14 protein-coding genes are annotated in these 14,720 nt (G+C 68.9%); 6 read left to right on the top strand and 8 right to left on the bottom strand.

What is annotated here, in order from left to right; translation table 11 throughout:
* Nucleotides 1–2: 2 nt before the first annotated feature.
* The 3 genes from ACQ7HM_RS09185 to ACQ7HM_RS09175 all read left to right on the top strand — a co-directional run bounded on the left by ACQ7HM_RS09185 (nucleotide 3) and on the right by ACQ7HM_RS09175 (nucleotide 2,530).
* Nucleotides 3–731, top strand: a complete 729-nt coding sequence (locus ACQ7HM_RS09185) for an ABC transporter permease (protein WP_434216394.1) — start codon at nucleotides 3–5, stop codon at nucleotides 729–731.
* A 62-nt stretch (nucleotides 732–793) separates the two neighbouring features.
* Nucleotides 794–1,702 carry an ABC transporter substrate-binding protein gene (locus ACQ7HM_RS09180; protein ID WP_434215956.1) on the top strand — a complete coding sequence of 303 codons (909 nt, stop codon included), beginning with the start codon at nucleotides 794–796 and terminating at the stop codon, nucleotides 1,700–1,702.
* 228 nt (nucleotides 1,703–1,930) lie between these two features.
* Entirely contained in the window at nucleotides 1,931–2,530 is a 600-nt protein-coding gene (locus ACQ7HM_RS09175) for a hypothetical protein (RefSeq protein ID WP_434215955.1), read from the top strand.
* Nucleotide 2,531: 1 nt separating this feature from the next.
* On the opposite strand, the gene ACQ7HM_RS09170 is transcribed toward ACQ7HM_RS09175, so the two are convergent.
* Nucleotides 2,532–4,130 carry a dolichyl-phosphate-mannose--protein mannosyltransferase gene (locus ACQ7HM_RS09170; RefSeq protein WP_434215954.1) on the bottom strand — a complete coding sequence of 533 codons (1,599 nt, stop codon included), beginning with the start codon at nucleotides 4,128–4,130 and terminating at the stop codon, nucleotides 2,532–2,534.
* A gap of 73 nt (nucleotides 4,131–4,203) precedes the next feature.
* On the opposite strand from ACQ7HM_RS09170, the gene rsmI reads away from it, so the two are divergent.
* Nucleotides 4,204–5,043, top strand: coding sequence for a 16S rRNA (cytidine(1402)-2'-O)-methyltransferase (rsmI, locus tag ACQ7HM_RS09165; protein ID WP_434216393.1), 840 nt, complete (start codon nucleotides 4,204–4,206; stop codon nucleotides 5,041–5,043).
* 9 nt (nucleotides 5,044–5,052) lie between these two features.
* On the opposite strand, the gene ACQ7HM_RS09160 is transcribed toward rsmI, so the two are convergent.
* The 6 genes from ACQ7HM_RS09160 to ACQ7HM_RS09135 all read right to left on the bottom strand — a co-directional run bounded on the left by ACQ7HM_RS09160 (nucleotide 5,053) and on the right by ACQ7HM_RS09135 (nucleotide 11,124).
* A complete protein-coding gene (locus ACQ7HM_RS09160) occupies nucleotides 5,053–6,267 on the bottom strand; it encodes an aminodeoxychorismate synthase component I (protein WP_434215953.1) in 1,215 nt (404 codons plus the stop codon).
* Between the two features lies 1 nt (nucleotide 6,268).
* Nucleotides 6,269–7,819 (bottom strand): methionine--tRNA ligase, encoded by a 1,551-nt coding sequence (gene metG / locus ACQ7HM_RS09155; protein ID WP_434215952.1) that lies wholly within the window; start codon nucleotides 7,817–7,819, stop codon nucleotides 6,269–6,271.
* A gap of 34 nt (nucleotides 7,820–7,853) precedes the next feature.
* Nucleotides 7,854–8,765: an alpha/beta fold hydrolase gene (locus ACQ7HM_RS09150; protein WP_434215951.1), complete on the bottom strand. Its 912-nt coding sequence runs from the start codon at nucleotides 8,763–8,765 to the stop codon at nucleotides 7,854–7,856.
* Nucleotides 8,766–8,783: 18 nt separating this feature from the next.
* Nucleotides 8,784–9,869 carry a glycerophosphodiester phosphodiesterase family protein gene (locus ACQ7HM_RS09145; RefSeq protein ID WP_434215950.1) on the bottom strand — a complete coding sequence of 362 codons (1,086 nt, stop codon included), beginning with the start codon at nucleotides 9,867–9,869 and terminating at the stop codon, nucleotides 8,784–8,786.
* 71 nt (nucleotides 9,870–9,940) lie between these two features.
* Nucleotides 9,941–10,435: a GNAT family N-acetyltransferase gene (locus tag ACQ7HM_RS09140; RefSeq protein WP_434215949.1), complete on the bottom strand. Its 495-nt coding sequence runs from the start codon at nucleotides 10,433–10,435 to the stop codon at nucleotides 9,941–9,943.
* 101 nt (nucleotides 10,436–10,536) lie between these two features.
* On the bottom strand, nucleotides 10,537–11,124 hold the full coding sequence (locus tag ACQ7HM_RS09135; RefSeq protein ID WP_434215948.1) for an LGFP repeat-containing protein: 588 nt from the start codon (nucleotides 11,122–11,124) through the stop codon (nucleotides 10,537–10,539).
* A 186-nt stretch (nucleotides 11,125–11,310) separates the two neighbouring features.
* On the opposite strand from ACQ7HM_RS09135, the gene ACQ7HM_RS09130 reads away from it, so the two are divergent.
* Complete coding sequence (locus tag ACQ7HM_RS09130; protein ID WP_434215947.1) at nucleotides 11,311–12,150, top strand: PhzF family phenazine biosynthesis protein; 840 nt, start codon at nucleotides 11,311–11,313, stop codon at nucleotides 12,148–12,150.
* The gene (locus ACQ7HM_RS09125; protein WP_434215946.1) at nucleotides 12,147–12,992 is read left to right on the top strand and encodes a TatD family hydrolase; all 846 of its coding nucleotides are present in this window, start codon (nucleotides 12,147–12,149) and stop codon (nucleotides 12,990–12,992) included. Before ACQ7HM_RS09130 ends, ACQ7HM_RS09125 begins: the two co-directional genes overlap by 4 nt.
* 20 nt (nucleotides 12,993–13,012) lie before the next feature.
* Here ACQ7HM_RS09125 and ACQ7HM_RS09120 read toward each other — a convergent pair whose 3' ends face one another.
* Nucleotides 13,013–14,710, bottom strand: coding sequence for a hypothetical protein (locus tag ACQ7HM_RS09120; RefSeq protein ID WP_434215945.1), 1,698 nt, complete (start codon nucleotides 14,708–14,710; stop codon nucleotides 13,013–13,015).
* Nucleotides 14,711–14,720: the final 10 nt, after the last annotated feature.

Raw genomic sequence — 14,720 nt, 5'->3', positions numbered from 1 at the left:
ACGTGCCGGGCTGGTTTGCCGACAGCTCCCACTGGACCGGACCCGACGGTGTGCCCGCCCAGATCGGACACCACCTCGTCTACACGCTGCTCGCGCTGGGCATCTCGCTGCTGATCGCCGTGCCGCTGGGGATGTTCGTCGGTTACACCGGCCGCGGCGGGGGACTGGTGGTCGGCTCGGCCAACGCCCTGCGCGCGCTGCCGACCCTCGGCGCGCTCGTGTTGCTGTTCCTGCTCATCTCCTCGAGCGTCAGCGGGCAGGCCGTCTACCTGATCCCGACGACCGCGGTGCTCGTACTGCTCGGTGTGCCACCGATCCTCGCCGGCACGTACGCGGGCATCCAGAACGCCGACTCGGGGGCGGTGGGTGCCGCCCGGGCGATGGGCTACACCCGCGCCCAGATCCTGATGCGCGTGCAATTGCCGTGCGCGCTGCCGTTGATGCTGTCCGGGATCCGCAGCGCGACACTGCAGATCGTCTCGACGGCCACCGTCGCGGCCTACGTCGGACTGCAGGGTCTCGGTCGGTTCATCCTCGACGGCCGCGCCGAGGCCGATTTCACGAAGATGACCGCGGGAGCCCTGCTCGTCGCGGTTCTCGCGATAGCGTTCGAGGTGGTGTTCGCCCTCCTCGGTCGTCTCACCATCTCGCCCGGCCTCCGACGCTCCGAGGCTTCGGCGACCCGCTCGCGCTCCTCGCCGGCGATCCCGGTGGCGGCACCGGGCACCTGAGCCCCCTCCGTCGCGCCCGCCCCACAGTCATCCACCAGCGTCACCACATCGAGGAGAACCCCATGAAGAAGACCACCCTGCTCGCGGCGGCCGTTGCCGCCGCGAGTGTCCTGACCATCTCCGCGTGCGGTGGCGACCCCCTCAACAGCAGCACCGACCAGTCGGGCTCGTCGGGTTCGCAGATCATCATCGGCTCGGCGGACTTCACCGAGAGTCAGCTCGTCGGTGAGATCTACGCCCAGGCCCTGCAGTCGAAGGGCGTCGCGGTGAAGACCCAGTTCAACATCGGCAGCCGCGAGGTCTACTTCACGGCGTTGAAGGACGCCTCTATCGACCTGGTGCCCGAGTACACCGGCGCCCTCCTGAAGTACCTGGACGAGAAGTCGACGGCGTCGACCCCGCAGGCGGTGGACGCCGAGCTCACCCAGAAGCTGCCCGAGGGCATCGTCGGTCTCACTCCCTCGCCCGCCGAGGACAAGGACGCGATCTGTGTCACCCAGGACACGGCGTCGAAGTACAAGCTGGCGAAGGTGTCCGATCTCGCCCCGGTCGGAGGCGACCTCGCGCTGGGCGCGGCCCCGGAGTTCAAGACCCGTGTGCAGGGTGTGGTCGGGCTGAAGGACGTCTACGGCGTCACCTTCAAGAGCTTCGTGCCGCTCGACGCCGGCGGCACGCTCACGATGAACGCGCTCACCAGCGGACAGGTCCAGGCGGCGAATCTCTTCACCACCGATCCGGGTATCGCCAAGAACAAGCTGGTGGCCCTCACCGACGACAAGTCCCTGTTCTCGGCGCAGAACGTGCTGCCGATCATCAAGAAGTCCAAGCAGACCGACACCGTCACCACCACCCTGAACGCGGTGTCGGCGAAGCTGACCACGGCTGACCTGATCGCCCTCAACGGCCAGGCCGCCGACGGCACCAAGCCGGCCGACATCGCCAAGCAGTGGCTGGCGTCGCACCCCGTCTGATCGGCCGGAGCGAGCGGTAGTTCTTCTCACCGCGCCCAGCATCATCCTGCGCGGACCGGTCACCGGACGCGGTGCGTCGATCGGCGCCGGCGTCGTGGGCGTCCCCGCGCGCGGAACTCTGACGGAGGGACTGCTGGACGTGTCCTCGTGATGTCGTTCGACCGGGGCGTGCGAACTGCAATACTCCTCACAACACGTCCGTTCGTAGAACCGCCTCAGGGGTCGTCCATGCATCGCACTGCTCGTCGTTCCGTCGCCCGTCTGTCCGCCGTCGCCCTCGCCGGGGTGGCCGCGGCCACCGGGGCGCTGACCGCAGCCGGTCCCGCGTCGGCCGCCTCGGTCACGGTGCGGTCCCCGATCGAGGCCGTCGTCGGCAGCGTCGACGTCACCTCGACGACCGTCGACTACGACCGCGCCACCGGTCGCCTCGACATGACGATCGTGGTGCGCACGAAGGCCGGCGTCGGCCGCGGTTACGGGCCGAACTACTCGGTGCTGCTCTACGGACCCCGCAACGTCACCGGCGGCACCGGTCAGGCCGTCGCGGCGATCTCGGCCATCGGTCGTCCGCTGCTCAAGGGCTTTCCCGTCCGCCCGGGCACCGCGGTCCCCGTCCCGCTGATCGTCAACCCGGTCGGCACCGATCAGGACGAGATCATCCAGGTGCCCACCCGGATCGTCGGCAACCGTGTGGAGTTCCGCGTCACCGACAACCGGTTGAAGAACCTGCCGCTGCGCTACTTCGACGTGCAGACCAGCCTCGACCGCAACTTCGTCGGTGGCGACTTCGCCACCACCGACACCGTGCGCGGCCGCCTGCCGAACTGAATCAGCGCCAGCTGGGCAACCACATCTGCATGTTCCACATGTGCAGTGACAGTGGTTGTCCGGTCAGGATCGGCCACATCCAGACGAAGTTCATGATCACCAGGCCGATGTAGATCGACGCGATGATCGCACCGAGCATGCGGCGCTCCCGGCCGAAGGTCGCCCACCGCCCGTCGGCGCCCAACAGGTCGCCGACGCACAGCGCCAGGCCCATGATGAGGAACGGCGCCATCGCCGTCGCGTAGAAGAAGTACATCTGACGGTCGAGGTTGGCGAACCAGGGAAGCCAGGCCGCGCCGTAACCCACGATGACGATCGCGTAGCGCCAGTCGCGGCGCAGGATCCACCGCCACAGGCCCCACAGCAGCATCGGGAACGCGAGCCACCACATCGCGGGGGTGCCGATGAGCATCTGCACGCGGATGCACTCGCCGCCGCCACACCGGTCGGGGCCGTTCTGCACGGCATAGAGCATGGGGCGCAGGCTCATCGGCCACGTCCACGGCTTCGATTCCCACGGGTGGTGGTTGCCTGCGGAGTTGGTGAGGCCCTCGTGGAACTTCAGGATCCCGGCCTCGTAGTACCAGAGTGACCGGAACGCGCCGGGCACCCACGAGAACGGTCCGCCGTAGCCGATGGAGTTGCCGACCTCGTAGCGGTAGACCGACGTCTCGCCGGCGAACCACGGCGCGAAGCTGCCGAGGTAGACCATGATCGGCACCGCGCCGAGGCTGAACCCGGCCGGGATCACGTCGCGACGCAGCGTGCCGACCCACGGACGCTCCACGTGGTACGCCTTGCGGTTGGCGACGTCGAGACCGAGCGACAGCAGCAGGAAGAACAGCACGAAGTAGATGCCGGACCACTTGGTGGCGCACCCGAGGCCGAGCAGCACCGCCGCGCCGAAGCGCCACCAGCGGAACCCGAGTCGAGGCCCGAAGGGCGAATCGGCCATGCGTCCCTCGACCGAGACGCGGTGCAGACGGGCACGCATCTGGTCGCGGTCGGCGACCAGCGCAGCCATCGCCCCGAGCACGAAGAAGATCTGGAAGATGTCGAGCATGCCGACGCGCGACGACACGAACGTCACGCCGTCGACGATCATGAACACGCCCGCGACGGCGCCGATCAGCGTGGACCGCGCGACCCGGCGGGTGAGCCGGTAGACGATGAGGACCATCACGATGCCGACAACCGCGGACATGAACCGCCAGCCCAGCGGGGTGTAGCCGAAGAGTCCTTCACCCGCGGCGATCAGCCACTTGCCGACCGGCGGGTGCACCACGAGCCCGTACGCCGGGTTGTCCTCGATCCAGTTGCCACCGGTGAGCACCTGCCACGCCTGCGGGACGTAGTGCTTCTCGTCGAAGACCGGGGTGCCGTTGTCGGTGGGACTGGTGAGCCCCCAGAACCGGGTGACGGCGGCCACGAGCGTGAGCACCGCGGCGACGATCCACCCGCGCCTACGGTCGTCGGCACCGAACACCGGGGCCGGGATCGACGGTCCCGGGCGTCGACCGAGGTCCTCGGCCGCCCCGCCGTCGTCGGACGGACCGTCGTAGCGGTCGACCGCGTCGGAGATGGGAGGGGCGAGGGTCACGTCGTCGATCGTAGGCTGTGCGGTGATGACGACGACGGATGACGCAGCGCAGGATGGGTCCGACACCGGACAGATGTCTCGAAACGGGCGCGGCGTACTGATCCTGGCGGCGACCCCGATGGGTCAGCCCGGCGACGCGTCCGCGCGGTTGCGCGACGCGCTGCACACCGCCGACGTGGTCGCCGCCGAGGACACCCGCCGGACGCGGTCGCTCGCCGCCGCACTCGGGGTCGAGATCACCGGACGCATCGTCAGCTACTACGACCAGGTCGAGGCCCAGCGCACCCCGGGACTGCTCGCCGACATCGACGCCGGACTCACCGTGCTGCTGGTGACCGACGCGGGCATGCCGTCGGTGAGCGATCCGGGCTACCGACTCGTGCTGGCGTGCGCGCAGGCCGACCTGCCCATCACCTGCCTGCCCGGACCGTCGGCGGTGACCACGGCGTTGGCGCTCTCGGCGCTGCCGGTCGAACGGTTCTGCTTCGACGGGTTCGCACCGCGCAAATCCGGTGCACGACGGTCGTGGCTGGGCGAACTCCTCGACCAACCGCGCACCGTCGTGTTCTTCGAGTCCCCGCACCGGCTCGCCGACTGCCTCGACGACGCCGTCGACGTGCTGGGCCCCAGCCGCCGCGCCGCGGTGTGCCGCGAGCTGACCAAGACCTACGAGGAGGTCCGGCGCGGTTCGCTGGGGGAGCTCGCACAGTGGGCACGCGACGGCGTGCGCGGTGAGATCACCGTCGTCGTCGAGGGTGCGGTACCCGTGGTCGCCGATCTGGAGACCCTCGTCGACGCGGTGGAGGCGCTCGTCGCCGACGGCGCGCGACTCAAGGACGCCTGCGCCGAGGTCGCCACCCGCGGGGGCGCCGGGAAGCGTGAGCTCTACCAGGCGGCGTTGGCCCGTCGGTGACCTCGCCGGTCACACTCCCGGGTGTCCCAGACCGGGGTGTTCCAGGCTGACGATGCTGGCAGCCTTGTCCAGGCACTCCTGCCACTCGCGGTCGGGGTCGGAGTCGATGGTGATGCCGCCGCCGACGCCGAGGTGCATGGTGTTGTCGGGGGCGATCTCGACGGTGCGGATCGCGACGTTGAGATCGAGGTCGCCGTCGGGCTCGACGACGCCGATCGCGCCGCAGTAGACGCCGCGAGCGTCGGTCTCCCATCGCCGCAACAGCTCTCGGGCGCGCAGCTTGGGTGCGCCGGTGACCGATCCCGGTGGGAACGTCGCGTCGAGCAGGTCGCCGGTGCCCACCTGCGGTGGCACGCGCGCGGCGACGGTGGACACGAGGTGCCACACCCCGGGCGCGGGTCGTGTCACCAACAGCTCGGGTACCGTCACCGATCCCGCCACGGCCACGCGTCCGAGGTCATTGCGGACGAGATCGACGATCATGATGTTCTCGGCCACGTCCTTGATCGAGGTGAGCAGCACCGTCGGGTCGGTCGAGGCGGGCACGGTGCCCTTGATCGGGCTCGACACGACGTCGTCGCCGGTGCGCCGCAGGAAGGTCTCGGGGGAGAACGACACCACCGAACCCCAGGTGCCGGACAGGAACGCCGCCTTGCGCGGGGCCAGCGCGGCGATACCCGAACGCGCGAGATCGACGGCCGCACCGGTCAGTTCACCGCGGTAGCGGGTGCAGATGCACGCCTGATAGACCTCGCCGGCGATGATCGCGTCGAGGCAGGCGGCGACGGCCTCCCGGTGCGGCGCACGCGGGGGAGCGGTCCACGCCGTCGTCCACGGACGGGGTGGATCGGCTGCGCGCGTCGGCGTGACGCATGCGCGAATCCACTCGGGGCAGGGCATTGCCGTGACCGACCGATACGACCAGCGGTCACCGTCGAACACGAGCACCCCGTCGGTGACACCGCCGACCGTCGCGGGCAGCGCGGCCTCGGCGACGCGGTCGGGGAACGACACGTGGCCGAACCACCAGCCGCGCGGCCGATCGGGGGGCGCGACACCGGCGTCGAGGCGGATCGACGGTGCGAGGATCGCAGCGTGGCCGAGCCAGTCGCCGATCACCGCAGCCGGTCCCGGTACGCCCGCGCGCCGGGTCGCGTCGTGGAGTCGTCCGAGCACGTCGACCGGCTCGGGGCCGGGACCGAGGTCCTCGGCCGCGTGGGTCACGTCAGCTCTTGGTGTCGTACCGCGGGAACACCGGCGACGGCGCGGGAAGCGTGGTGCCCGCGGCGAGACGGTCGGCGATCGAGGCGAAGGTGCGCGAATCGGAGTCCACCGCGAGGAGGTCGAGGATCTTGCCGGTCGCATCGGGCATGACCGGTTGGACGAGCAGCGCGACGATGCGCACCACCTCGGCGCACACCCAGAGCACGGTGCCCGCTCGGTCGAGATTGACCTTGACCAGCTTCCAGGGTTCCTGGGCCGAGATGTAGCGGTTGGTCTCGGCCAGTACCTCCCACATCGCTTCGAGCGCGAGATGCAGTGCCTGCTGGTCGAACTCGCCGCGCACCTTCTCGAGCAGACCGTCGGCGCGGGCGAGGAGCGCGGCATCGTCGTCGGTGAGGGCGCCGGGGGTCGGCACGGTGTGGTCGTAGTTCTTGCCGATCATCGACAGTGACCGCTGCGCCAGGTTGCCGAGCTCGTTGGACAGGTCGGCGTTGATGCGCGCGACGATCGCGTCGTGGCTGTAGGAGCCGTCCTGCCCGTAGGACACCTCACGCAGCAGGAAGAACCGCAGCGGGTCGAGCCCGTACTGGGCCACGAGATCGTAGGGGTCGACGACGTTGCCGACCGACTTCGACATCTTCTCGCCCTTGTTGAACAGGAACCCGTGCGCGAACACCCTTTTCGGCAGCTCGATGCCCGCGCTCATCAGGAACGCCGGCCAGTAGACGCAGTGGAAGCGGGTGATGTCCTTGCCGATGATGTGGAGATCGGCTGGCCAGAACCGGGCCAGCTTGTCGGGGTCGGTGTCCGGGAAACCCACGCCGGTCAGGTAATTGGTGAGTGCGTCGACCCACACGTACATGACGTGATCGGGGTCGCCGGGGACCGGCACACCCCAGTCGAAGGTGGTGCGCGAGATCGACAGGTCGCGCAGGCCGCCCCGGACGAAGCTCGCGACCTCGTTGCGCCGGGTCGCCGGTCCGATGAACTCCGGGTGCGACTCGTAGAGCTCGAGGAGCTTGTCCCCGTAGGCGGACAGGCGGAAGAAGTAGCTCGACTCCTCGGTCCACTCGACCGGGGTCCCGGTGGCCGTCGCGGTACGGGTGCCGTCGGGTGCCACGGTCAATTCGTCGTCGGCGTAGTAGGCCTCGTCGCGCACCGAGTACCACCCGGCGAACGTGTCGAGGTAGATGTCGCCGTTGTCGGCCATGCGCTGCCAGATCGCCTGCGAGGCCGCCGTGTGGTCGTCGTCGGTCGTGCGGATGAACCGGTCGAAGCTGCTCCCGAGTGCGCGCTGCAGGTCGCGGAAGGCCGACGCGTTGCGGTCGGCGAGGGTGCGGGTCTCGATGCCCTCGGCCGCCGCGGTCTGCTGCATCTTCTGCCCGTGCTCGTCGGTGCCGGTGAGGAAGAAGACGTCGAACCCGTCGAGTCGCTTGAACCGGGCGATCGCGTCGGCCGAGATGTACTCGTAGGCGTGCCCGATGTGCGGCACGCCGTTCGGGTAGGCGATCGCGGTGGTGATGTAGAACGGTGTCTTCGCTGCCGATGCCATGGTGGGGAGAGCTTATCGGTCCACCCGCGAGAGCTCAGGCGCGGCGGAAGTTGGCGAACAGTTCGGCGGTGATCTGCGGCCACAACTGCTCGGGCAGATCGTGGCCCATCCCGTCGATGAGCACCAGCTTCGACCCCTTCACCGCGTGCGCGATGGCCTTGCCGCCCGACGGCCGCATCAGTCCGTCGGCCCTGCCGTGGATGACGACCGTCGGGGCGGTGACCTTCCGGGCAAAGCGCCGGAGGCTGCCGCTGCCCATCACCGCGGTCATCTGCCGCATGATCCCGGCCGGGTTGTGCGAGCGGTCGTGGTACTCCGTCGCTCGCGCCAGCGCCTCGTCGTCGCTCAGCGGGTACGCGGGGCTGCCGATGGTCTGCATCGCCTTCGCCGACCCGGCGATGTACTGCTCGCGGGTCGCGCCCTTGCCCGGACCGGAGATCAGCGCGAGCAGCTTCCGGGGATCGGGCGGGGGGAGCAGGGCCTGCAGCGTGCTGGAGAACAGGATCGCGAGTGACAGGACGCGTTCGGGGTACTTCCCGCCGACGACCTGCGCGATCATCCCGCCCATCGACGCGCCGACGACGTGGGCACGGTCGATGCCGAGGTGGTCGAGGACGCCGATGGCGTCGGCGGCCATGTCGGGGACGGTGTAGGGCACCGAGCTGCCGATGCCCAACTCGGTCTTCACCATCCGCGTGATCATCGACCCGCCGACCCGGACACCGTCGAGGTGGGTCGACAGCCCGATGTCGCGGTTGTCGAATCGGATGACGCGGTATCCCTCGGCGGCGAAGAGATCGCAGAACCCGGACGGCCACATGGTGAGCTGGGCGGAGAGCCCCATGATCATCAGCACCGGCGGCGCATCGAGGGGGCCGGTGTCCTCGTAGTAGATGTCGAGGTCGCCGACGCGTGCGGTTCCGGTGCGGGTGTCGTTCCGACTCATCGGACCGACGCTAGCGGCTCACCGAACCGGTCGCGGGAGCGGCAACCCTTTCGACGCCAGCACCGCGCGCAGACGGTCGGGGTAATCGGTGATGAGTCCGTCGACGCCGAGGTCGATGAAGTGGGCCATCGTCGCCGGGTCGTCGACCGTCCAGGGGATGACCGTCAGCCCGGCGCGGTGGGCGTCGGTGACCATCCGCGCGTCGGGGTAGGGGACGAAGCCGGCGTCGCCGATCGTCCCGTCCTGCGGCGTGCCCTGCACCGGCGAGATGGCGGTGACGCCGGGGATCGCACGGGCGGTGCGCACGAGGTCGCCGCCGAAGTCGTCGGCGTCGAGACCGCCGAGCCACGGCGAACGTCCCGGCCGACCGACCTCGAGGAAGTCCCTGTTGGTCAGCGCGATGAGCGGCAGGCGGGGATCGAAGCGGTGCATGACCCGCAGTGCGCCCCAGTCGAAGCTCTCGATGCTGATCTGGCGGGCGAGACCCGATCGGGCGATCTCGCCGAAGACCCGCCCGACGAACAGCTCGCGCGGCTGGGTCTGCTCGGGAGACCCGGCCTCGACCTTGGTCTCGATGTTCATCCGCACACCGAATGCCCGACGCTCCCGGATCAGATCGAACAACTGGTGCAGTTCGAGGAGTTTCGCCCCGGGTATGCGGCGCTGGTTCGAGAACTGCGGCAGCTGTCGATAACCGCAGTCGAGTGTGCGGATCTGCGCAAGGGTCAGGTCGCGGATGTACTTGCCCACGTACGGGAACTGTGTGTCGCCGGTCGACGCGGGCACGGTGTCGCGGCACTTGTCGCCCGAGATCTGGCGATCGTGGGAGATGACCACCCGCAGATCGCGGGTCACCTGGGTGTCGAGTTCGAGGGTCGTGACGCCGAGCCGCAGGGCGGTGTCGAACGCCTCCAGCGTCGACTCGGTGGTGAGGCCGATGCCGCCGCGGTGGGCCTGCAGGTCGACGACGCGACGAGGATGCCCGCCGTCGCCGGGCCGTGCGTCGACGAACCCGGTCGCCGACGCCGCTACGGCCGCGGTGACGAGGATCGCCGTGATCAGGGTCGCGCCGCGGCGGGCGGCGCGCAGGCGGGTCGCGAACATGGATGCCGACGCTAACGGCCTCCGGCCAACCCGACGCGAACCGGCGGTGACCATCGGGCGACACGAGACGGTCAGAGGTGCGTGTCCGGCATGTCTTTCCCGAGACAGCGACTCAGCGGGCTGTTCGCGTACTCACCGAACGCGTCGATCGGGGTGTACCCGACGGCGATGTAGAGCGCGATCGCCTCCGGCTGGCGGATTCCGGTCTCGAGCACGACGCTCGTCATGCCGCGGTCGGCGGCACGGTGCTCCAGGGCGTCGACCAGCCGGGCGGCGATGCCGCGTCGGCGGCCCTCGACCGCCACGAACATCCGCTTGATCTCGCCCCGCCCGCCACCGACGTCGCGGATGCCGACACAGCCGACCGGTCGGCCGTCCAGTCGGGCGACGAAGTACTCGGCGCCGGCGACGACCGGATCGGGGGAGTAGTCGGGGTACCGCTCGTTGAGGTCGGCGACGCACGCGGTGAGGAGTGCGACGAGGTCGATGTCGGAGGGATCGACGAGTCGATCGATCGTCACCGACCCCGTCGCGGCGTCGGCGCCGTGGGCGTCACCAGATGTCATCGTGTGCCGACGCTACGCGCGTGGGCGATGCCTATCCGCACTCGGCGTGATCAGGGGCTCGGCGTGATCAGGGGTTCGGCCTGATCAAGGGCTCGGCCTGATCAAGGGAAGTAGATGACCCCGTTGGCGAACCGCTGCAGGAAGGTGTTGTTGCCCAAACGGATCTCGTCGCTGACCGGGAGGCCGACGGCGGAGGTGACGCCGCCCTGCGCACGCCACTTGGACAGGATGCCGCCCCAGATCGGGTGCGCGCCGGTGTTCTGCGACCAGTAGATGGTGCCGCCCTGGAAGATGCTGACCCGAGCGGGTCCCTGCCCGAACTCGTTGGTGACCGGGTAGCCCAGTGCCCCGTTCTCCCACTGCAGCGATGCCCATTTGCCACGGATGGCGCCGCTGATCTGGTGGGCGCGCCCGTAGTCGACGCCGGCATTCCAGTAGAACGCGGTGTCCTTGGCGAACACCTGGAAGCGTCCGTTGTTGCGTGCTCGGAGCTCGGGGCTGCGCGGCCCGCCCCACTTCTCGACGCCTCCGCTCTCGAAGTACGCCTGCTCGATCCGGCCGCCCACGTTGACGCCGTCGATGATGGTGTCCGCGGATGCGGTTCCCGCTCCCTGGCCGATCGCGGTCATCCCCGCGATGCCCGCGGCGGTCAGAACTGCCGCCAGGCGCTGCTTCGTCGTCATTCTCATCGTGATCTCCTCGGTCCTCGCGTTCGGTCGGGATCGGCCGACCACCGCAGCGCGCGGAAAGGGGGTACGTATGTGTACCAACGCGTGCTTGCTCTCACTATCGGACTGGGGCGGGATGCGTTACAGGTCCGGACCCGGCCGGTGGCCGAGTCGGTCCGGTCGACGTCGGAACGTAGGCTCACGGCCATGGTGACCTCCCGTTCCTTCGCTCAGGTCGACGTCTTCGCATCGGGCCCGATCTCCGGGAACCCCGTCGCCGTGGTGCTCGACGCCGTCGACCTCGACGACCACCAGATGGCCGCGTTCGCGCGGTGGACGAACCTGTCGGAGACGACATTCGTGCTGCCGCCGACGGATACGGCCGCGGATTACCGGCTGCGGATCTTCACCCCCGGCGGCGAACTCCCGTTCGCCGGTCACCCCACGTTGGGGTCGGCGCACGCCTGGCTCGAGTCCGGCGGCCGACCGCAGGCCGACGCGATCGTCCAGGAGTGCGGCGCCGGACTCATCACGATCCGTCGCGACGGCGAGCGCCTCGCCTTCGCCGCGCCGCCGTTGCGCCGGTCGGGTCCGGTCGAGGCCGATGTACTGGCCGAGATCCGCGCGGCGCTCGGTCTGGAGCCGTCGGATGTGGTGGCGTCGAACTGGGTCGACAACGGGCCCGGGTGGATCGGTCTGATGCTCACCTCGGGTGAACGCGTCCTCGAGGTGCAGCCCGACCATGCCGCCCTCGGCGACCACGAGGTCGGGCTCATCGGCGCCTACCGCGGTGCCGGCCACGACGCCGATTACGAGGTGCGCGCCTTCGCCCCGGGAGACGGTGTGCCCGAGGACCCGGTGACCGGCAGCCTCAACGCAGGCTTCGCCACGTGGCTGCGGGCCACCGAGGAGATCCCGGCCCACTACGTCGCGGCCCAGGGGACCGCGATGGGTCGCGCCGGGCGGGTGTTCGTCGACGACGACGGCACCGACATCTGGGTCGGCGGCGCCACTGTGTCGACCATTACCGGGCGGGTGGCGCTGTGAGCCGGGGCAAGCGCCGGGAGGCGCCGCCGGATCCAGAGCCGTTGCGCCCGTTGATCGACGCCCACACGCACCTCGCCGCGTGCGGTGGGCGTGATGCGGCATCGGTCGCGAGGATCCTCGACCGTGCCGAGGCTGTCGGGGTACGCGGGGTCGTGACGGTGGCCGACGACATGGTCGACGCCCGCTGGGCCGTCGCCGCCGCCGAATGGGACGACCGTGCCTGGGCGGCGACCGCGCTCCACCCGACCCATGCCGGCGACCTGAACGACGAGGCGGCCGCAGAGCTGCGCGCGATGGCCGCGCATCCGCGGGTCGTCGCAGTGGGGGAGACGGGACTCGACTACTACTGGCTCGACAAGTCCGACGACTGCGCGCCCAAATCCGTTCAGCACGAGTCGTTCCGGTGGCACATCGACCTCGCCAAGGAGGTCGGCAAGCCGCTGATGATCCACAACCGCGAGGCCGACCGCGATCTGCTCGACGTGCTGGCCGCCGAGGGCGCCCCGGAGACGGTGATCATGCACTGCTTCTCCGGCGACGAGGCCATCGCTCGCGAGTGTGTCGAACGCGGCTACGTCCTGAGCTTCTCGGGCACCGTCAGTTTCGCGAACGCGATGCCGCTGCAGGCCGCCGCACGCGTGGTCCCCGACGACCTGCTGCTGGTGGAGACCGACGCACCGTTCCTCACCCCGCACCCTTTCCGCGGAGCCCCGAACCAGTCCTACGTCCTGCCCTACACCGTGCGCGCGCTGGCCGACATCCGCGGCACCGATCCGACCGACCTCGCGGCGCAGGTCTACGCCAACGCGTGCCGGGTCTACGGAATCGCGGAGAGTTTCTGATCAGCGCCCGTCGATTGCAGTCAGCGTCGAGTTGTTCGCGGAGTTGGCGAGTCGTCAGTGGTGTCGAGGTTGAGGCCACCGAGAACGGGGGGTGCAGCGTCGTCGATCTCGCCGATTGCCTCCTCGGCGTTGGCCGTCGACCGGAGGTATCGAGCCGACTTGTGCGATTTGCCGTCGTCCGAGCCACCGCCGGGTCGCGCACCGCCCATGGGTGCTGCCGATGTTCCATTGGCGCCTGCGCGGCTGTTCGACAGCGCGCCCTGCTCAGCGGCAAGCGCGCGCTCGGCGGCACTCATCGAGGATGCGCCCCGCGCCGACAGTGACGACTCAGCGGCGCCCCCGATGCCTCCGATCTTGGCGCCACCGCCACCGCCACCGCCGGCACCGCCTCCACCAGCCCCCTTACCCATCGCGGCCGCAGCCTTCGCTGCAGCGGACTTCTCGGCGGCGGAAAGGTTCGACAACCCGGCCGATCGCGTCCCCGCGGCGTCACCAAGTCCTTTGCCGCTCAGACCCTTCAGCGATGACCCTGCCTGCGACGCGGCTTGTTGCGCGGCGTTTGCCGGGTTGCCCGCGCCGGCAGGCGACGGGCCGGATGTCGGGGCTTTGGGTGTGCTCGACGCCGCTGCTGCTCGTGCTGCTGCGGCAGGGTCGCCGCTGGCTCGTCGAGCGAGCGACGCTGCGGCGTCGCTCGACGAACCGCCGCCACCTCCGCCACCCCCACCGCCGGCACCTCGACTGCCGCCACCGGCCCCGGAGGTCCCGACGGGTGCCACGCTCGGCGGTGCAGCTGGCGCTTGCCCTCCACCAGAAGCCGGTGCCGGCATACCTGCCGTGAGGTACGGGCCGGCAGCCACTGGGTTGTGCGGATCTGAGAAGTACGACATCGAGCCACTGAGTTCGCCGACTCGAGAGTTGTAGAAGCTGTCCATGACCGTCTTTGCCTGAGTGTTGTAGCTCTCGCGGATCGTGGGCAACTGCGTCGCGGTGGCAGGCGAACCGGCCGCTGTCGACATCTCGGTTTGGCGACTCTCCATCAACTTGTCGATCGCAGGCTTCGTGTCACCGATCATTGACGCGAACGTCGCGGCCCCGTTTGCGTTCTTGGCCGCTTCATCAGCGATCTGGCTCGCTCGTTTGTAGTACGCGTCCATGCTCGAGGCGATCTGCTCTGCAGCATTGCCAGACCAGTCGTCACGACGGTTCCACTTCGACTCGGTATTCTTGGCCCACTTGTCGAGTGCTTCCCGAAGAATTTCCGCCACGTTTCGCCAAGTCCAGGCCAGTGTTACAAGAAATCCGCTATCGGCGCTTGAAAGACAAAGATAGGCGTAGTCGAGTATCGCACCCGCGGTGCTTTCTGGTGCGATTCCGGAGGGGTATCCACCCGACGAAGCTTGGCCTTTCAAATTGCTTTCCGGTGGCGTGGGCTTACTTGTCGCGCCCTGAGAAGGCCAGTTCTTTGATGCAGTTGGATTATCTAGTGCATTCTCGATCGCACGCGTGGCGGCGTCCTTAATTGTTTTCTGATTTTGGGACTCTCGCTCTATGTAGCTTTTGCCAGCGGACTGAATTCCTGACCCCATACTGTCGGCTACAGAAGACAATTCATTGATGATTTTGTCTACAGCGTCACCCAGCTTTTCCAGGCTTGTTCCTGCGGCCAATGCGGACGGCAGAGTCCCAGTTCCTGACACCGTCGTTAGCGCCATTGTCATAGTTCGAACT

Source organism: Williamsia sp. MIQD14, from assembly GCF_051025635.1.
Taxonomy (GTDB): domain Bacteria; phylum Actinomycetota; class Actinomycetes; order Mycobacteriales; family Mycobacteriaceae; genus Williamsia_A.
This window is presented reverse-complemented; position numbering and strand designations above follow the sequence as displayed.